The sequence below is a fragment of the Virgibacillus aidingensis genome (genome assembly GCF_010994035.1).
Classification (GTDB): Bacteria; Bacillota; Bacilli; order Bacillales; family Amphibacillaceae; genus Virgibacillus_N.
In genome coordinates this window covers 239,063-254,955 of the sequence record NZ_WIXN01000001.1, presented here as the reverse complement: position 1 = coordinate 254,955, position 15,893 = coordinate 239,063, and the positions used below count along the sequence as shown (strand labels likewise).

Below are 15,893 nucleotides of genomic sequence, written 5' to 3'. Positions count from 1 at the left end.
TCATTTAAGTATCTGAAAACGCTCGTTTATCTTGAATACCGGTCTCTAACAATTACAGCAGCCATGCACACATATAAATCACAGGCAGCTCCTATTTCAAACCATCACAAAACAACCTATGGATACCAATTCCATAGGTTGCATTAAATGGTATTTATTCAACTTCACAGCCTTCATCTGTGCAATAAGTAGTTTTCGATTTTTTTGGATTTAATGACTGGAGGACAGGCTGTTCATTTTCTTCCTCCCACACTTTTGTCAGTACTTCTGTAAAAACTTCCTCCGGCTGTGCACCAGAAACAGCATATTTTTCATTAAAAACAAAGAACGGAACTCCCTGAACGCCGATTTTCCGTGCGTTTTCTTCATCAGCCCGCACATGAATGGCATAATCATCAAGTTTAAGCAGATTTGTTACTGATTCTTCATCGAGTCCGACTTCTTTGGCAAGCTGGATTAATGTTGTATGATCACTGATCAGTTTTGATTCTGTGAAATAGGCATGAAGCAGGCGCTCTGTCATTTCCTTTCCCTTGCCCTGTTCGTCCGCATATTTTGCCACACGATGCGCATCAAATGTATTCGTATGCTGCATCGTATCGAAGTTATACACAAGGCCTACCTGTTTTGCTTGTTCTCCAACGGATTCGTTCATGCTTTTTGCCTGTTCTACCGTCATCCCTTTTTTACTTGCAAGATATTCATGCATATTTTGTCCGGGATTTACTTCCGCATTTGGATCAAGTTCATAGCTCTTATATTCTACATTTACATCTTCATTATGCTCGAATTTTTCCAGTGCATGCTCCAATCTGCGTTTCCCAATATAGCAGAAGGGGCATACAAAATCTGACCATACTTCAATTTTCATTAAAACACCTCATTTCTAAGCTAATTGTAGCACAGCAAGCTATTTTCCATAAACTATTGTGCTTATGAAATAAAGGTGTATTATTTCAATTATTGCAGGTTTCCGTCATCGACAAAACGGCCGTGGTCAGGAACTGCCAAGGCTTGAAAGTTATCGGCAAGCCTTCTTAGTCCTTCCGTTAAATCTTCCCCCTGCATCGCTTCTCCATGTCCCGGTACAACAATTTGCGGATGAAGTCCTTCCAGCGTTTTTACCGAATCATAAGCACGTTTCCAATCCGTCGTTAAATATCTTGGCGGACCATTTACCTCCTCTTCCTGAGTCAGTACATTGTAAAAGGAATCCTGTCTGACGGTGACAAAAGCATCTCCTGAAATAAGCAGGGAGTCACTCTTCCGGTAAAAGGAAACATGCCCAGGGGTGTGCCCGGGTGTATGAATCCATTCCCAATCATCCAATCCGGGGACGGAATGATCATCAGGCAGCGCTTTAACCTGATTCCCCAAATTAATCGCTTCATTTGGATAAAGACCGGATATTTTTGCCAGCATACCGCCTTCCACCGACATATCCGGTTCGGGGTAGTCCCGCTCCCCCTGTAAATAAGGAAGCTCCAATTCATGGGCATATACGGTCACATTCCAATCATCAACCAAATCTGCCAAACCGCCAACATGGTCGAAATGTCCGTGGGTAAGAAGAATGGCTTCCGGTCTGCTCCCCTCTCCGAAACGGCCCTCCACAAAACTTTTAATATCTTCTGCGGCATTTGGCATTCCGGCATCTACCAGCACCCATTTTCCGTTCGGATCACCAATGCATATAATGTTTGCTATCTGATCAGTATAATAAAATACATCCGGTTTCACTTCCCTTCCCATCCCGCTATTTACGGAAGTCATGGGAATAAACGTGTCGTGTTCCCTTTGTTGTCTTTCCTGATCCATATTATTTTACACTCCTTCCAGTTCTGATTTATTTTAAAAAAATAACCACTCCTTATTCTTTAGGATAGTGGTTATTTTTATGCACTGCTTATGCTTCTTTTTGCAGGCTTCCATCTTTCTTAAATACTTTTAAAGAGGTGCCTTTATTATCAGCTATCTCTTTTGCACGATTGATGGCATCCTGTTTTTTATCGTACACCTTACTTGCCTTCTTTGCATTACTTGATTTTACAGCCCAGCCCTTTTCATGCGCTACAACATGCTGTGCTTCTTCCAGTCTTTCCGGGTTATTTTCGTACTTTTTCCCTTCTTCCGATCGTTCTGTCGGTTTTCCGCTCTTTTCATATTCCTCTACTTCACTTTTTGAGGCATTTTCTCTCCATTCTTTTGCCTGCTCTATGGCAATGGGGATAGCACGGCCTTCGTCATAGCCTTCATCAGTCATCGAGTTCGCAATATCTATCGCTTTCTTTTTTGTTGCCTTATTTAAATTTTTCATCGAGGAAGGGTAGTCATTCAATGTCCAAGGCATGGGGATTCCTCCTTAACCATTTTATTATCAAATACCCTTCCTGTAAGAAGTAAAACATAGGGAAGTCCTAGTTGTTTTCCTCCAGCAACGACCTGCCCATAATGCTTACGCGTCTCGTACTTTTCAGTTCATCCAGTGTTTTTACACCAATGCCGAACATCGTCATTTTTAATTCCAGTTCAATCTGATCCATTGTAGCGGCCACAGCTTCCGGAGATTCTGTAGCAGCCTGCAGCAATTGCCGGGCAAATCCGATGATGTCCGCACCAATAGTAATGGCTTTTGCTGCATCCACCCCTGTTTTCATTCCGCCGCTGGCCACTAATGGAATATCAGGCAGTTTGTTTCTGACTGAATTAATGCAGTCTTTTGTCGGCAGCCCCCAATTATTAAAAGCCTCAGCCGCATTTTTTTTCAGTGGATCCCTGGAACGGAGCTTTTCGACCTGGCTCCAGGATGTTCCCCCTGCGCCGGCTACATCAATGTAGGAGACACCCGCATCGTACAATTTTTCCGCTGCGAAGCCATCAATGCCAAAGCCAACTTCCTTAGCTCCCACAGGCACATTCACTTTTTTGCAAACTTCTTCTATTTTAGGCAGCAGATTTTCAAAGTTTAAATCTCCGCCATCCTGGACCGCTTCCTGCAGACTGTTAAAATGAAGGACAAGTGAATCTGCTTCCGTTAAATCCACGATTCGCTGTGCTTCCGATGCACCATAGCCATAATTTAATTGGACTGCGCCCAGGTTGGCAATGAGCGGTGCTGTCGGTGCACTTTCACGAATCAAAAAAGACTTCTTATGCGCTTCACTCTCGAGCAAAGCCCTTGTAGAACCCAGTGCAATCGCCCATCCCTTTTCCTCTGCAGCTTTTGCCAGATTGTGATTAATTTCCGATGCCAGCTCTGAACCGCCGGTCATAGAGCTGACAAGAAAAGGCGCCTGTAATTCTTTCTCCAGAAAGGAGCTGTTCAGCTTGATATCATCAAAATTAATTTCCGGCAATGCATTATGTATGAAGGAGATTCCTTCCAGACCTGTCGATTTATTAACACCCTCCACATTCTCCGTTAAGCATAGGCGAATATGTTCTGTTTTTCTTCTGTTAATATCTGTTTCCATCGTTAGTACCCCCTAACTTAGTTTTGCTATCTTTCGTTTTAGCCGTTTATCTTTAAAGTATGGATGGAGCGTTACGAGATATACACCCAATAACACCATAACCATTCCGCTCAGCTGAATGTATGTAAAAGTGGACCCATAAAGAAAAACAGCAATAAGCGCTGTACAGATCGGGACAAGATTCATATATATACTCGCCTTGCTTGCGCCAATCTGTTTGATTCCGTAATTCCATAAAAGAAAGCCAATAACTGATGAACAAACAATCATAAACAGCATTTCCATCCATGCCTGGCTTGACATTGCCGGCAGCTGATTCCAGCCGCTTTCAAATAAGGAACCAAGCCCGAGAAAGAAACCGCCCAGCATGGTAGTTAAAGCAGTAGTCACAATCGGGGAAACATCCCGCATGGCCACTTTCCCCAATAATCCATGGGCAACCCAGCATACCAGAGCACACAAAAATAAAATATCCCCGGTATTAAACTGCAGCTGCAATAGAGTTTGTATGGATCCTTTGGAAATAACTACAATTACTCCCAATAAGGATAATGCAAGTCCCAATCCCAATCGTTTATTACCTTTTTCACCAAGGAACATGACAGCGCCAAGTGTAATCAGTACCGGTGTTGTTGCTACAATTAAGGATCCATTTATCGATGATGTAATATCCAGCCCGATAAAAAAGAATAAATTGTAACCGAAAATACCGGTCAGTGCCATAAGCAGAATGGGAAGCCACTGTTTCCTGATTGCTTTCATATCAATTCTCTTCTGCCATAGGACAATTAGAAGTAAAATAATTCCTGCCGTTCCAAACCGAAATGCAGCAGCTGTAATGGGAGGGATTTCTGTAATAACATGCTCAGCAGCTACAAATGCCCCGCCCCAAAATAATGGAACCAGCAGCAGCAAAAAATATATCGCTATCGATGAATCACTTTTCATTTCTACCCTTCTCTCCGGCAAGTCCCGACCGACTTGCTCCCCTCCACTTAATTCTACTTGTTTTAAAATCGAAAAGAAAGGAAAAGGAGCTTACAAATCACACTTTTATGCTATAATAAGCACACCATTTTATGGCAGTGAAAACCGCTATATCTAAAGAGCTTTAAAACGGAGGATATACTAATGGAACAACAAGCAAAAGATTTTGCAGAAAAGGCACATGATGGGCAATATCGGAAAACATCCCGCATGCCATATATTACACATCCCATCCGGGTAGCAGAACGTCTGGAGAAAGCCGGGTGCGCCAGAGAAGTTGTAAGTGCCGGATATTTACACGATGTTGTAGAGGATACACAATACGAAATAGAAGATATACACCGATTATTCGGTTCCCAAGTTGCCGAATTGGTTGCTGCCCATACAGAAGATAAATCAAAGTCCTGGCAGGAAAGGAAACAGCATACCATTGATACAGTTAAACATGCCGAAAAAGAAGTAAAATACCTTATCATTGCAGATAAACTCGATAATCTGCTCAGCCTCGAAAAAGAAATTAAAATACAAGGTGAAGATGTATGGAATCACTTTAATGCAGGCTTTGAAAAACAAAAATGGTTTCACCAGGCCATTGCGGAAAATATGTATGCAGGGTTAGCGCAGAAAGACATCCCTTTGTATTTCCCGGAATTTCAAGAAGTGGTTAAAAGGGTTTTTAAATGACTCATCCCCCTTTTCTGCTGCCTTCCATTTCAATTGATTTAGAGATGCCGTTAAAGTCTTATATTGGTGATTGACAAATAGGAACAAATGTTCTATAATGACAATATAGTTGGTTTTGATAAATATGTTTTTTTCAAAATAAACCGAGCAAAAATTATGTCATATGGAAAAATGGCTAATAGATTTTTTTACGGTATTAACCTTAAAATAATTCCCGGTGATTAGTGCTTTAGTCTTACTAAAAGCTGCCGATATAGACAATAACGGCTATAACTAATTGGGGGATACATATGGGAAAGAATAAAACAAGAAAAATAAAAGATTCAAAGCCAAAAAAGCAGCATGGAAACCGCTTTAACTGGAAAAATGTAAAATTAGGAAAAAAGTATGTTTCAGTTTATCTTCTTACTGCCATTTTATTTATTGCGGCAACAGTGGTCGTCTATTTTCAGTTGAATGGGGTACAACAGGATATAGCAGCAATTGAAGAGCAGAGCCAAAGGGTAAATGATATGGCGGAAATGGCGGAAATCATGCAGGCAAAAGATGTGCAGACAGCTGATTTCCTGCTTACGGAAAACCCTGCCTTCATTGATGCCTTTCATGAGTATCGGGAGGAGTTTAACACACTTGCAGAAAAACTTGCACCTATGATGGATACAGAAAGAGAAAGAGCTATTTTTGAAGAAATTACATCCAATAATGAAATTATTGATAATACTTTTACCGACCGGCTGATCCCAAACGTGGAGGACGGAGATGCTGCACTGGCTGTTTCACTGCGGGATTACTCTTCCAGGCTGCGGACACAAACGATTGAAGAAATAAATAAGCTGATGGATATTGTTTCTGCCCGGCAGGCTGATTCTGTCGGGGATGCCGGGCACAGCATGAACGCAAGCATGATTGTTTTAACTGCGGCAAACGCACTGTCAGTCATTATCGGGATTGCCTTGCTCATATGGATCAGCAGACGAATTTCGGCAAATCTGCGAAATGTGGTCCGAATGACACGGGAAATTGCTGATGGAAATTTAAAAACAGCTTCCATGGATTATAACGGAAAAGACGAAATTGGCCAATTATCCGCTGCTGTTAATCAAATGAAAGAGAATATCCATCATATTCTCATAAAAGTGACGGATGCTTCTGATTCGGTTAATCAAAGAAGCGAGGAACTCACACAGGCAGCGAATGAAGTAAAGGAAGGCAACATACAAATCGCAACAACAATGGAAGAATTATCATCCGGCGCAGAAACACAGGCCAACAGTGCTTCGGATTTATCGGAAAACATGAGCAGGTTTGTAGAAAATGTACGGTTCTCGGAAAAGAGCGGACAGGAAGTTTCGGCAAAATCGGACGAGGTGCTAAAACTAACACAGGAAGGGACAACATTGATGAATAAATCCGTAGATCAAATGAAAAAAATTGATACGATTGTAGCCGAGTCCGTAGATAAAGTACAGGGACTTGACCATCAGTCAGATGAAATATCCAAGCTTGTCAAGGTGATTAAGGATATCGCTGATCAAACAAATCTGTTATCATTAAATGCTGCGATTGAGGCTGCCAGAGCCGGCGAGCATGGACGGGGGTTTGCCGTCGTTGCCGACGAGGTTCGGAAGCTTTCGGAACAGGTAGCAGCTTCCGTCGGGGAAATTACGCAAATCGTAAATAACATTCAGTCTGAAACAGAAGAAGTAGTTAACGCCTTAAGTGATGGTTACCTGGAAGTACAGGAAGGGACCAGCCAAATCAAAACAACAGGAAATAGTTTTGAAACAATATATACTGCCATTACTGATATGGTGGATAAAGTCTCTCATATCTCCGGCAGCCTGAAGGAAATCGCAGACAACAGTGCCGGCATGAATAATCTGATTGAAGAAGTAGCCTCTGTATCGGAAGAATCTGCTGCAGGAGTCCAGGAAGCAGCAGCATCTGCCGAACAAACCTCCAGTTCCATGGAGGAAGTATCCTACAGTGCAGATGAATTGGCAAAGCTGGCTGAGCAGCTGGATGGAGAAGTGAAAGTGTTTAAACTTTAAAATCAGCCGCAGATTAAACTATATGAAAGATTGCAAAAACGCCCAGCATGGGCGTTTTTTACTTCTTCACGCTTACCAAATCTCTTTAGCCGCTTCTAATTCACTTAGGAGAATTGGCAGCTTTTGCATGGAAGGAGGACACATGGTATTATATTTCCTGATCTTTTTATTTATTATTTTAATATCCTTTTCATTTTTTGCTGCATGAACCAATAAGGAAATTTCCTTTTGTAAATCTAACCAAGGCGGTAAATAACCGGCTTCTTTGGCTTTCTCCTGGAAATTCTGAAGTATATCTTTTTTCATATAGGTTTTGGGGAGCGGTTTACCTTTGCCGGCGTTATAAAATTTGTCCTTCTCACCTGATGCTTCCAAAATATCACCTATTAAATCATTATGTTTCCTGTCCATCCACTCTCTCCCTTGATCAAAAGTTTATTCCCTGCATCAATCTGTTTTCTTTGATCCCCATCTCCGCTTTGCACTACCAGAATCTTTTATCCGGCTATCACCTGTCAGAGAAGCATATAGCTCCGGCATACAATTGCCGGGACGATAATTAACAGCTGCATTGAAGCTTTTATACGTTTGGTTTGAGCACAAATTCATTCACTGACAGTAAATTGGGGTTTTGAAGGGTGATCCAGAACCAGTGCATGCTCGGGGAATTTTACCAGTTTTCGATATAAGATAAAGTCACCGATACAGCCTGCCGTCAAAATAACACCCAGAATGGACAGGGGCAAATTATTGATAGCTATTCCAATCATCAGCGGCAAAAGTCCGGTTGGAACGAATGGAAGCAGGAGTACCTTTTTCATTTGCTTTACCGTTATTGGTTTTTTTGCGTGGGCGTAGGCAACCATCATTTTCCAATTAAAACCCCAATTCAGCTCCTGCTTCGGCACTCCGCCAATATATCGAAAACCAATCAAGTGTATCGCCTCGTGTAAAACAACAAAAATAATCATCGCAGCGACAAACAGCGAAAATCCGGAAAGGGTTACAGTTAACGATGCATCTCCATATAAAAGAACATGTAAAAAAGGCACAACGGCCAGCATTCCGATAGATGTAATTAAAACCAAAATATTTACTTTGTTCATTGAAATGGCCACAACTGTCTTACGTTTATCCTGCATTTTTTCACCCCTGTTAACCGTTGACTATTTGCTAGTGCATCGTATAATTCTATGAATCCGTTAAGAGAATCTCCGGTTATTTTAAATCTTCTTTCAGTTTATAATTAATGGCAATCACTGTAAATAGAATGATGGAAACGACCGCCACACCCCCCCAACATGCATCAAGTCATTTATACTCTCAAAATCCTTTATTTGTGTAATGGTGTTGACTAACAGATAATCAGAAACAAACGTATTATCAAAAAGCATTATTTCAATACCTCTTACCATCATTCCAAATACATTCATAACCAATACAATCCCTATCGATATACTGATCAGCATGTTTTTTGTTATAAGGCAACTAAATTTGAAAGAATAATGTTTTTGTATAAAAGCCAGCTGATTTCCAATCTCTTTGATCTGACTTTTGTAATATAGGAAGTACACTGTTTGAATGATCAGCAAAAAAAACAAAAGGGTGCATAGAACAACCATACCTTTACAACCTCTCTTACTACCGGGTTTAATATAGGTTTACCGGGGTTTTAAATGAAAGCTGCCGGAAGAACTTTACGTCGTAATCACCCTTCCGTACGCAGTCTTATTTATTCCTCATATAAAAAACAATTCCGTGTATGATCATTCACCATTCCTGCTGCCTGCATGAATGCATAGCAAATGGTCGGGCCAACGAATGAAAAGCCAAGCTTCTTTAAATCCTTGCTCATCTGCTCCGATTCCTTCGTAAATGCAGGTATGTCTGCCTGTGTCTGACGATGCATCTTCTTCGGCCTTCCATCCATATATGACCATATAAACGTTTGAAAGCTGCCATGCTTTTCCTGAATACGCCGGACAGCCTGCGCATTTTTTACTATCGCATTCACCTTTAATTTGTTCCGAATAATTCCTTTATTTTGCAGGAGTTCTTGTATTTTTTTCTCATTGTACCGGCTTACTTTTTCTATATTAAAGCCGTCAAATGCCTGACGGTAATTCTCTCTTCGTTTTAAAATGGTGAGCCAGCTCAAACCGGCCTGGGCCCCTTCCAGACAAAGCATTTCAAATAGTTCACGATCATTATAGGTTGGTCTCCCCCATTCATGATCATGATAATCAATATAAATCTGCTCCTCTGTAACCCAGGCACATCGCATTTTTTCCATGCTACTCTTCCTTTGTTTCAACTTCATTTTCTTCATAAGAAATCCAGTCACTAAAGCTTCCTGGGTAAAGTTTTACATTTTCATAACCTGCCAGTTTCAGTGCAAGTACGTTCGGACAAGCTGATATACCGGAACCGCAGGAAACAATAATTTCCTCATCTTTATCGAAAGCTTCAAAATGACTTTTAAGCTCATCCGCTTTCTTCCACTTTCCTTTATCGTTAAATATATCCTTCCAGAAGAAGTGTTTCGCTCCGGGAATATGACCAGCTTTTCCATAAAGCGGTTCTGTCTTTCCTAAATAACGTTCTTTGGAGCGTGAATCTATTAAACTTGCGGATTGATTTTCCAGTTTTTCCTTCACTTCTTCTATGTCTGCTTTTGCGTCCACCCGAATAGCAGGCTTATACACTTTTGCTTCCAGTTGGGGAATTTCATCCGTAACCTTATTTCCATCCATGACCCACTGTTCATAACCGCCGTCAAGAACGTAAACCTTTTCATGGCCAAGATAATACATAAGCCACCACATCCGGGCTGCAAACATATCATTTGATTGGTCATATATGATTACCGCAGTATCATTATCTATACCGATATTTCCAAGTTTTGACGTAAACATCTTCATATCAGGCAACGGGTGGCTTCCGCCATGTTTTTCCACTTTCCCTGACAGATCCTTATCCAGGTCCATGTAAACTGCTCCGGGTAAATGGTCTTTTAAGTATAATTTCCTTCCTGCATCCGGATCATCCAGCTGAAATCTGACATCAACAATGACTGTATTATTCCCCGGGTTTTCCAAACGGTTCTTTAGACGGTTGACATTAATCAAAAAAGACATACTATCCCTCCAGAATTTTGCTCATATAATACTCATTCACATACTTATCATTCATGTATAGCGAATCCCTTTTTATCCCTTCTTTTTGAAATCCTGCTTTTTCATATAATGCTATCGCTGCTGAATTGTCTGTAATTACTGTCAATTCTAACCGATGCAGCCCATTTTGCATAGCCCATTCTTCAAGTTCATAAAATAACAATGTACCAATTCCTTTTCCCTGATAAGCTTTTAAGATACCTGTCACAATATACGCGCTATGTTTATTTTTCCTGGCCGCACCCCCAATGGCAATAAGATAACCGGCAAGTATATTATCTTCTTCCGCTGCAAAAATGGCAGCGTTTTGCTCCCCTGACAATTTCCGAATCAGGTTTTGAAGTGTTTCTTCTGTTAACTCCCTTTCTCCGGCTTCATATAACATAAATGGACTTTCACTATCCACCTGCCGGATCAATGCTGCCAGATCCTTTGCATCCTCCATGAGCACCTGTCTGATCATTTTCTGAACGCCCCCATATGCGAAATCACACCTGTTAGGATATAATTATATCAGACACAATTTGTTTTAGGAGCTGAAATAAATGCAGAAAGAAATCATGGAACGTTTCACCACTTATGTAAAAATAGACACCCAGTCCAATGAAGAAAACGATTCTACTCCATCCACACAAGGGCAGCTGGAACTGGCAAATGTTTTGGTCAATGAATTAAAGGAAATTGGCATGGAAGAAGTGAGTATAGATGAACATGGCTATGTCATGGCGACCCTTCCGGCAAATTCGGAAAAAGACATCCCGGTAATTGGATTTCTCGCTCACATGGATACAGCAACTGATTTCACCGGAAAAAATGTCAACCCGCAAATCGTGGAAAATTATGACGGCAAAGATATTACGCTTAACGAAAAATTGAATGTTATTTTATCTCCAGAAGCATTTCCTGAGCTGCCCGATTATAAAGGACATACATTGATAACAACTGATGGAACAACCCTGCTCGGGGCGGACAACAAAGCAGGTATAGCAGAAATCATGACGGCCATGGATTATCTGTTAAAACATCCCGAAATGAAACACGGAAAAATCCGGGTTGCTTTTACGCCGGATGAGGAAATTGGCCGCGGACCGCATAAATTTGACGTGGAGAAATTTGCAGCCGACTATGCCTATACCGTGGACGGCGGACCGCTTGGGGAGCTTCAATATGAAAGCTTTAATGCAGCGGCAGCCCGTATTACTTTTAAAGGAAATAATGTCCACCCCGGAACAGCAAAGGATAAAATGATAAACAGCGGAAAAATGGCAGCTGAATTCATTCGGAAATTCCCGGAAAAAGAAGCACCGGAATTTACGGAAGGCTATGAAGGCTTCTACCACCTTATTTCCGTGCAAGGGGATGTAGAACGTACAGAAGCAACCTACATTATCCGTGATTTTGATAAAAACGGGTTTAAGCATAGAAAAGAAACGGTAAAAAGATATGTGGATGAGATGAAAAGTAAATTTGGAGAAGATAGCATAGAACTGGAAATGAAGGATCAATATTACAATATGCGGGAGAAAATAGAGCCTGTGAAGGAAATAGTGGATATTGCCTATGAAGCTATGGAAAATAAAAATATTACGCCGGTTGTAAAGCCGGTACGCGGTGGTACGGATGGTTCCCAGCTATCCTACATGGGGCTTCCTTCACCAAATATTTTTACCGGAGGAGAAAACTTCCATGGTAAATTTGAGTACATTTCATTAGATAACATGGAGAAAGCTGTAAATGTTATTATGGAGATATGCAGATTATTTGAAGAAAAGAACTGAAGCTGTTTCACTGATAATTTATAAGCAATGCTAAAAGGAATGGGCGAATCATGCCTGTTCCTTTATTAAACTTCAGACAGGCGAACCTACAGTTAACAGTGATCTAACATCAGAAATTTTGCTCCAAGCAACTATTCCTTTCTTTCCGGTAATATGATATATTAACAGCTGGATTTTCAAAAATCGATCAGGAGAGAATTTTGATGAACATACAAATACAAAAATCAGTCATCCTTGGTATACTTTTTTCCCTTTTATTTGTTCTGGCTGCATGTAATACAGAACCTGCTGAAGTTAAAAAGGAACTTTCCGGAAACAATGGGAGTGATTCCACAGGGAACGAAGATAGAAGCATGACAAATGGTTCTGAAAAGGAAGATGACTTGCCGGCGGAAGTTCCAAAAGTACACTTGCAAAAACTCGATGAAAATGATGATGTAAAAGCATTGCAGCAGGTGCTGAATGAAATAGGCTATAAACTGAAAGAAAACGGCATATTTGATGACCCCACAGCCCGGGCGATTACAGACTTACAATTGCAATTTGAGGCGTTAATGGTTACCGGAATTTATGAGGAAAATACAAGCCGTATGTTGGATGAGCTGATTCAGGATAATGATCATGAATTCGAACCGGGGAAAGGATTGCCTCGTCAGGCTGAAGAAGTAACCACTTCGAACGGCTCTATTATTTTAGCAAATCCGTACGATCAGCTGGCACTAGTCAATAAGGAATTTGCCCTCCCCGAGGATTACAGCCCGGAGGACTTGGTTATCCCCGATATTCCCTTTCCATTTGAAGAAGATCTGCCAAAAAAACAGATGCGTGAAATTGCGGCAAAACCCCTGGAGGAAATGTTTCAGGCAGCTGAGGAAGCCGGCCTGCAATTATATGCCCAGTCCGGATACCGCTCCTACGAACGCCAGGACGCCATTTTTGCTTCTAATGCAAATCAGCATGGAGAAGAAGAAGCAAATACATTCAGTGCCAGACCGGGTGAAAGTGAGCATCAAACTGGCCTTACCATGGATGTGACCAGTCCGGATGCAGATTTTGGCTTAACGGTAGCGTTTGCTGAAACCGCTGAAGGTAAATGGGTGAAAGAGCATGCAGCAGATTTTGGCTTTATTATCCGCTATCCGGAAGGTAAGGAAGATATTACAGAATATCAGTATGAGCCTTGGCATTTGAGGTATGTCGGGGAAAAAGCTGCAAAGGAAATAATGGAACAGGAGATCACCCTTGAAGAATACCTGGGTCAATCCTGATTTTCCTAAATTTGGAACAAAAGAAAATGCATAAAACATCATTTTTAAACGGAGTATCCGGCAGGAAGCCCTTGCCGGACACTTACTTTTACTACATATTTGAAAAACCATATACTGTGCTGCCAATACAAAAGATGCGTCTGGAGACCATTGTTTAATCTATATATACCGAGTCAATAATCGTACGGTTAAAAAACTCTCCTGTTTCTGTCAATCCTTCCACATCAATTGTGATATTAAACACTTCATCACTTTCTTCAAATATGATAGTTTCATCTAAGTTTAAATTTAAGCCCTTTGCCGAATAGATCTCACTATTTTCCCGGTTGCCGGATTGCGTAATATGGTACGTTGCTTTCAGCGTGTCCTGCTGTACCTGTGTGCGATCCACCTCTACATGGTAGTTCTTCTTTGAAGCAGATATGTCATTTCGCTCAATTATCGGGGCAGCAGTGTAATCCGCTATAAGCAGGTAGGCATCATCCCGAGTAGCATCCATGGCTACAGACCATTCCCCGGCCATTGGTTCCTCAAGCGTGATGTAATGGCTTACTGCCCCTGCAAAAACGCCTTCTTTATTTATATTTGTTTGTACTTTCGGTATAACTTCCTTCCCGTCCGGATCTGTTAATCTAACATCCGCTAAACGCTGGGAGGTAAATACATGCAACGATACTTTTTTAACCCCTTCCTCGATAGCAACGGAAAGTTCATTTCCCTCCCTTTTCTCCAATGCACCGCCATGAACCCATTGATTGGCTGCCTGCGTATTTTTATCTGCAAAATCGTCTGAAAATGATGATGTATTAATAAGCTGCCCTGTCATTAAATAATCCTCAAATACCGGAAACATTTCCCCTGTTCTGATTGAAGTATGGTTCCAATCGCCAATGGCAATTTCCTGTCCATTCGGCAGCTTGCTGCTTGCTGTTGTTACAACGCCGTCATTGGATCCGAATTGAGACAAGTATGTGCCGCCAAACCAATTCGAAGAAAATAACGCTCCCCAGTCAGTTCCGCCCAGTGTGAAATAGTCATTATAATAAGCCAATGGTTCCCGGTCAATTTGCGACCTGAAATTTTCCATGTTTGCTATTTGCAGGGCATAAGTGCCGTCTCCTTGAGCACCGATTAAATCTGCCAGCCAGCCTGCCCAGGAGCTATATGCTAAATCAGCAAGCTGGGATCCATGGTGCGGGCTTGATAGCGTAATAACATTGTCCACATATCTCCATGCACCATAATAGGTCAATGCGGTTTGTGTATCCACTCCACCCTTGCTGTAGGCAATAACAGTGATGGGAGAACCATTAAAATGAGCACAAATCTCTTCTATTTTTTCAGCAAGCAATTCCCCGTTATCCCACATATCCGCGGAAGCCCCGCCTGCATCATGCATCTGGACAAATGCCGTCTGATAGCCTGCATTTAAAGCTGTTTCATACATATCATTGTCCTCCCAAAAAACCTGTGCCACATTATTTAACCCAGGCACAAAGAGAAGAACCGGCGCATTGGGAACCGGTTGGGAAGGAACATCTCCTGCATACCATTCTCCCGGCGTTTCCTCATTGCCATTATCCACTTTGCCGGATATGGAGATAGGGTCTGGTTCACCGACCTGGACAGGCATCAGCGGATCTGCTGTATTGTCTGCAGCTGCATGAACCGGAAAAATCATCCCCAATGCGAACATTGCCAAAAACCCGAAAACCACCTTGGAACACTTCAAACTTTCAATCATTCTCATTCTCCTTTATATATTTTTTTCATTGCACACAACGGCTTTTTAACTGCTGAAGTTTCTTAAAACGGGCATTTCATCCTATGTAAATTTTCCTATTAATTTAATTATTCTGTTTTTAATGTGTATTCCACGTTTCTTAATTTTTAAACTTAATATGTAAAAAAATCCAGTGCATGCTTATCATTCAAGCAAACACTGGATTATTCCGCCGGACTTTAAAATGGTTTTAAAATCATTAAAGCAATCACTACAAGAAAAATACCATTTTCAATCCTTTCAAAGAAAAATAGTCTCCTCGATAAGGTGTAATATTCATCCGGAATCTCATCCCCTTCATGTTCCTTCAGCAACTGCTTCACAGGCTTTGAACGCGAAGACAGAACGGTCGGGCCAAATGCCAAAGCTATTAAAAACAGTATCAAACTGACAATATACCAGCCTTGGGTAAACAGATGCGTATTAAGCGAGCCCATCCATAACCCTGTAATAAGCAGCAGCGTACCGCCAACCATCGTAAAGATATGGAGCCTGTTTCGTATAAAATAGGCATGTCTCAGTTCAGTCATTGTATCGGCCTTTTTCACAACAAAAGTCATAACAAATCCGGGCCCCATTCCCAAAATAGCTGAAAAAATATGAATAAATACAAGTAATTCATAAAATGTCATGTATGGTTCCTCCAACTGGAATACTTACTCTTGAACTTAGTATATATGAATCTTTTATAGA

At 41.3% G+C, this 15,893-nt stretch carries 16 protein-coding genes; 4 read left to right on the top strand and 12 right to left on the bottom strand.

Annotated elements, in window-relative coordinates:
- Positions 1-154: 154 nt before the first annotated feature.
- The 5 genes from GHD25_RS01390 to GHD25_RS01370 all read right to left on the bottom strand — a co-directional run bounded on the left by GHD25_RS01390 (position 155) and on the right by GHD25_RS01370 (position 4,421).
- On the bottom strand, positions 155-871 hold the full coding sequence (locus tag GHD25_RS01390; protein WP_164214549.1) for a DsbA family oxidoreductase: 717 nt from the start codon (positions 869-871) through the stop codon (positions 155-157).
- Between the two features lie 89 nt (positions 872-960).
- Positions 961-1,818 carry an MBL fold metallo-hydrolase gene (locus GHD25_RS01385; protein ID WP_164214548.1) on the bottom strand — a complete coding sequence of 286 codons (858 nt, stop codon included), beginning with the start codon at positions 1,816-1,818 and terminating at the stop codon, positions 961-963.
- 88 nt (positions 1,819-1,906) lie between these two features.
- The gene (locus GHD25_RS01380) at positions 1,907-2,350 is read right to left on the bottom strand and encodes a DUF2188 domain-containing protein (RefSeq protein ID WP_164214547.1); all 444 of its coding nucleotides are present in this window, start codon (positions 2,348-2,350) and stop codon (positions 1,907-1,909) included.
- A 67-nt stretch (positions 2,351-2,417) separates the two neighbouring features.
- Positions 2,418-3,473 carry a type 2 isopentenyl-diphosphate Delta-isomerase gene (fni, locus tag GHD25_RS01375; protein ID WP_164214546.1) on the bottom strand — a complete coding sequence of 352 codons (1,056 nt, stop codon included), beginning with the start codon at positions 3,471-3,473 and terminating at the stop codon, positions 2,418-2,420.
- Positions 3,474-3,485: 12 nt separating this feature from the next.
- Complete coding sequence (locus tag GHD25_RS01370) at positions 3,486-4,421, bottom strand: DMT family transporter (RefSeq protein WP_164214545.1); 936 nt, start codon at positions 4,419-4,421, stop codon at positions 3,486-3,488.
- Positions 4,422-4,604: 183 nt separating this feature from the next.
- Between GHD25_RS01370 and GHD25_RS01365 the strand changes: the two genes are divergently transcribed.
- Together GHD25_RS01365 and GHD25_RS01360 are read left to right on the top strand one after the other, a co-directional pair.
- A complete protein-coding gene (locus GHD25_RS01365) occupies positions 4,605-5,144 on the top strand; it encodes an HD domain-containing protein (RefSeq protein WP_164214544.1) in 540 nt (179 codons plus the stop codon).
- Between the two features lie 290 nt (positions 5,145-5,434).
- A complete protein-coding gene (locus GHD25_RS01360) occupies positions 5,435-7,195 on the top strand; it encodes a methyl-accepting chemotaxis protein (RefSeq protein ID WP_240452170.1) in 1,761 nt (586 codons plus the stop codon).
- Positions 7,196-7,267: 72 nt separating this feature from the next.
- Here GHD25_RS01360 and GHD25_RS01355 read toward each other — a convergent pair whose 3' ends face one another.
- From GHD25_RS01355 to GHD25_RS01335, 5 genes are all read right to left on the bottom strand, one after another.
- Positions 7,268-7,606, bottom strand: a complete 339-nt coding sequence (locus tag GHD25_RS01355; protein ID WP_164214543.1) for a DnaJ family domain-containing protein — start codon at positions 7,604-7,606, stop codon at positions 7,268-7,270.
- Positions 7,607-7,800: 194 nt separating this feature from the next.
- A complete protein-coding gene (locus GHD25_RS01350) occupies positions 7,801-8,337 on the bottom strand; it encodes a DUF3267 domain-containing protein (protein ID WP_164214542.1) in 537 nt (178 codons plus the stop codon).
- Positions 8,338-8,927: 590 nt separating this feature from the next.
- Positions 8,928-9,488: a DNA-3-methyladenine glycosylase I gene (locus GHD25_RS01345; protein ID WP_164214541.1), complete on the bottom strand. Its 561-nt coding sequence runs from the start codon at positions 9,486-9,488 to the stop codon at positions 8,928-8,930.
- Position 9,489: 1 nt separating this feature from the next.
- The gene (locus tag GHD25_RS01340) at positions 9,490-10,332 is read right to left on the bottom strand and encodes a sulfurtransferase (protein WP_164214540.1); all 843 of its coding nucleotides are present in this window, start codon (positions 10,330-10,332) and stop codon (positions 9,490-9,492) included.
- A 1-nt stretch (position 10,333) separates the two neighbouring features.
- Positions 10,334-10,834, bottom strand: coding sequence for a GNAT family N-acetyltransferase (locus tag GHD25_RS01335; RefSeq protein ID WP_164214539.1), 501 nt, complete (start codon positions 10,832-10,834; stop codon positions 10,334-10,336).
- Between the two features lie 82 nt (positions 10,835-10,916).
- Here GHD25_RS01335 and pepT point away from each other — a divergent pair, with 82 nt between their 5' ends.
- Both pepT and GHD25_RS01325 read left to right on the top strand, forming a co-directional pair.
- Positions 10,917-12,149, top strand: coding sequence for a peptidase T (gene pepT, locus GHD25_RS01330; RefSeq protein ID WP_164214538.1), 1,233 nt, complete (start codon positions 10,917-10,919; stop codon positions 12,147-12,149).
- 203 nt (positions 12,150-12,352) lie between these two features.
- The gene (locus tag GHD25_RS01325) at positions 12,353-13,417 is read left to right on the top strand and encodes a D-alanyl-D-alanine carboxypeptidase family protein (protein WP_164214537.1); all 1,065 of its coding nucleotides are present in this window, start codon (positions 12,353-12,355) and stop codon (positions 13,415-13,417) included.
- A gap of 154 nt (positions 13,418-13,571) precedes the next feature.
- Here the strand turns inward: GHD25_RS01325 and GHD25_RS01320 are convergent, their stop codons facing one another.
- Both GHD25_RS01320 and GHD25_RS01315 read right to left on the bottom strand, forming a co-directional pair.
- Positions 13,572-15,161 (bottom strand): esterase/lipase family protein, encoded by a 1,590-nt coding sequence (locus GHD25_RS01320; protein WP_164214536.1) that lies wholly within the window; start codon positions 15,159-15,161, stop codon positions 13,572-13,574.
- Between the two features lie 218 nt (positions 15,162-15,379).
- The gene (locus tag GHD25_RS01315) at positions 15,380-15,832 is read right to left on the bottom strand and encodes a DUF2269 domain-containing protein (protein ID WP_164214535.1); all 453 of its coding nucleotides are present in this window, start codon (positions 15,830-15,832) and stop codon (positions 15,380-15,382) included.
- Between the last annotated feature and the right edge of the window lie 61 nt (positions 15,833-15,893).

Coding starts and splice junctions, on each gene's coding strand:
- GHD25_RS01350 (WP_164214542.1), bottom strand. CDS start 8,337: ATGCAGGATAAACGTAAGACAGTTGTGGCCATTTCAATGAACAAAGTA.
- GHD25_RS01345 (WP_164214541.1), bottom strand. CDS start 9,488: ATGGAAAAAATGCGATGTGCCTGGGTTACAGAGGAGCAGATTTATATT.
- GHD25_RS01325 (WP_164214537.1), top strand. CDS start 12,353: ATGAACATACAAATACAAAAATCAGTCATCCTTGGTATACTTTTTTCC.
- GHD25_RS01355 (WP_164214543.1), bottom strand. CDS start 7,606: ATGGACAGGAAACATAATGATTTAATAGGTGATATTTTGGAAGCATCA.
- fni (WP_164214546.1), bottom strand. CDS start 3,473: ATGGAAACAGATATTAACAGAAGAAAAACAGAACATATTCGCCTATGC.
- GHD25_RS01390 (WP_164214549.1), bottom strand. CDS start 871: ATGAAAATTGAAGTATGGTCAGATTTTGTATGCCCCTTCTGCTATATT.
- GHD25_RS01360 (WP_240452170.1), top strand. CDS start 5,435: ATGGGAAAGAATAAAACAAGAAAAATAAAAGATTCAAAGCCAAAAAAG.
- GHD25_RS01370 (WP_164214545.1), bottom strand. CDS start 4,421: ATGAAAAGTGATTCATCGATAGCGATATATTTTTTGCTGCTGCTGGTT.
- GHD25_RS01340 (WP_164214540.1), bottom strand. CDS start 10,332: ATGTCTTTTTTGATTAATGTCAACCGTCTAAAGAACCGTTTGGAAAAC.
- GHD25_RS01320 (WP_164214536.1), bottom strand. CDS start 15,161: ATGATTGAAAGTTTGAAGTGTTCCAAGGTGGTTTTCGGGTTTTTGGCA.
- GHD25_RS01365 (WP_164214544.1), top strand. CDS start 4,605: ATGGAACAACAAGCAAAAGATTTTGCAGAAAAGGCACATGATGGGCAA.
- GHD25_RS01380 (WP_164214547.1), bottom strand. CDS start 2,350: ATGCCTTGGACATTGAATGACTACCCTTCCTCGATGAAAAATTTAAAT.
- GHD25_RS01315 (WP_164214535.1), bottom strand. CDS start 15,832: ATGACATTTTATGAATTACTTGTATTTATTCATATTTTTTCAGCTATT.
- GHD25_RS01335 (WP_164214539.1), bottom strand. CDS start 10,834: ATGATCAGACAGGTGCTCATGGAGGATGCAAAGGATCTGGCAGCATTG.
- GHD25_RS01385 (WP_164214548.1), bottom strand. CDS start 1,818: ATGGATCAGGAAAGACAACAAAGGGAACACGACACGTTTATTCCCATG.
- pepT (WP_164214538.1), top strand. CDS start 10,917: ATGCAGAAAGAAATCATGGAACGTTTCACCACTTATGTAAAAATAGAC.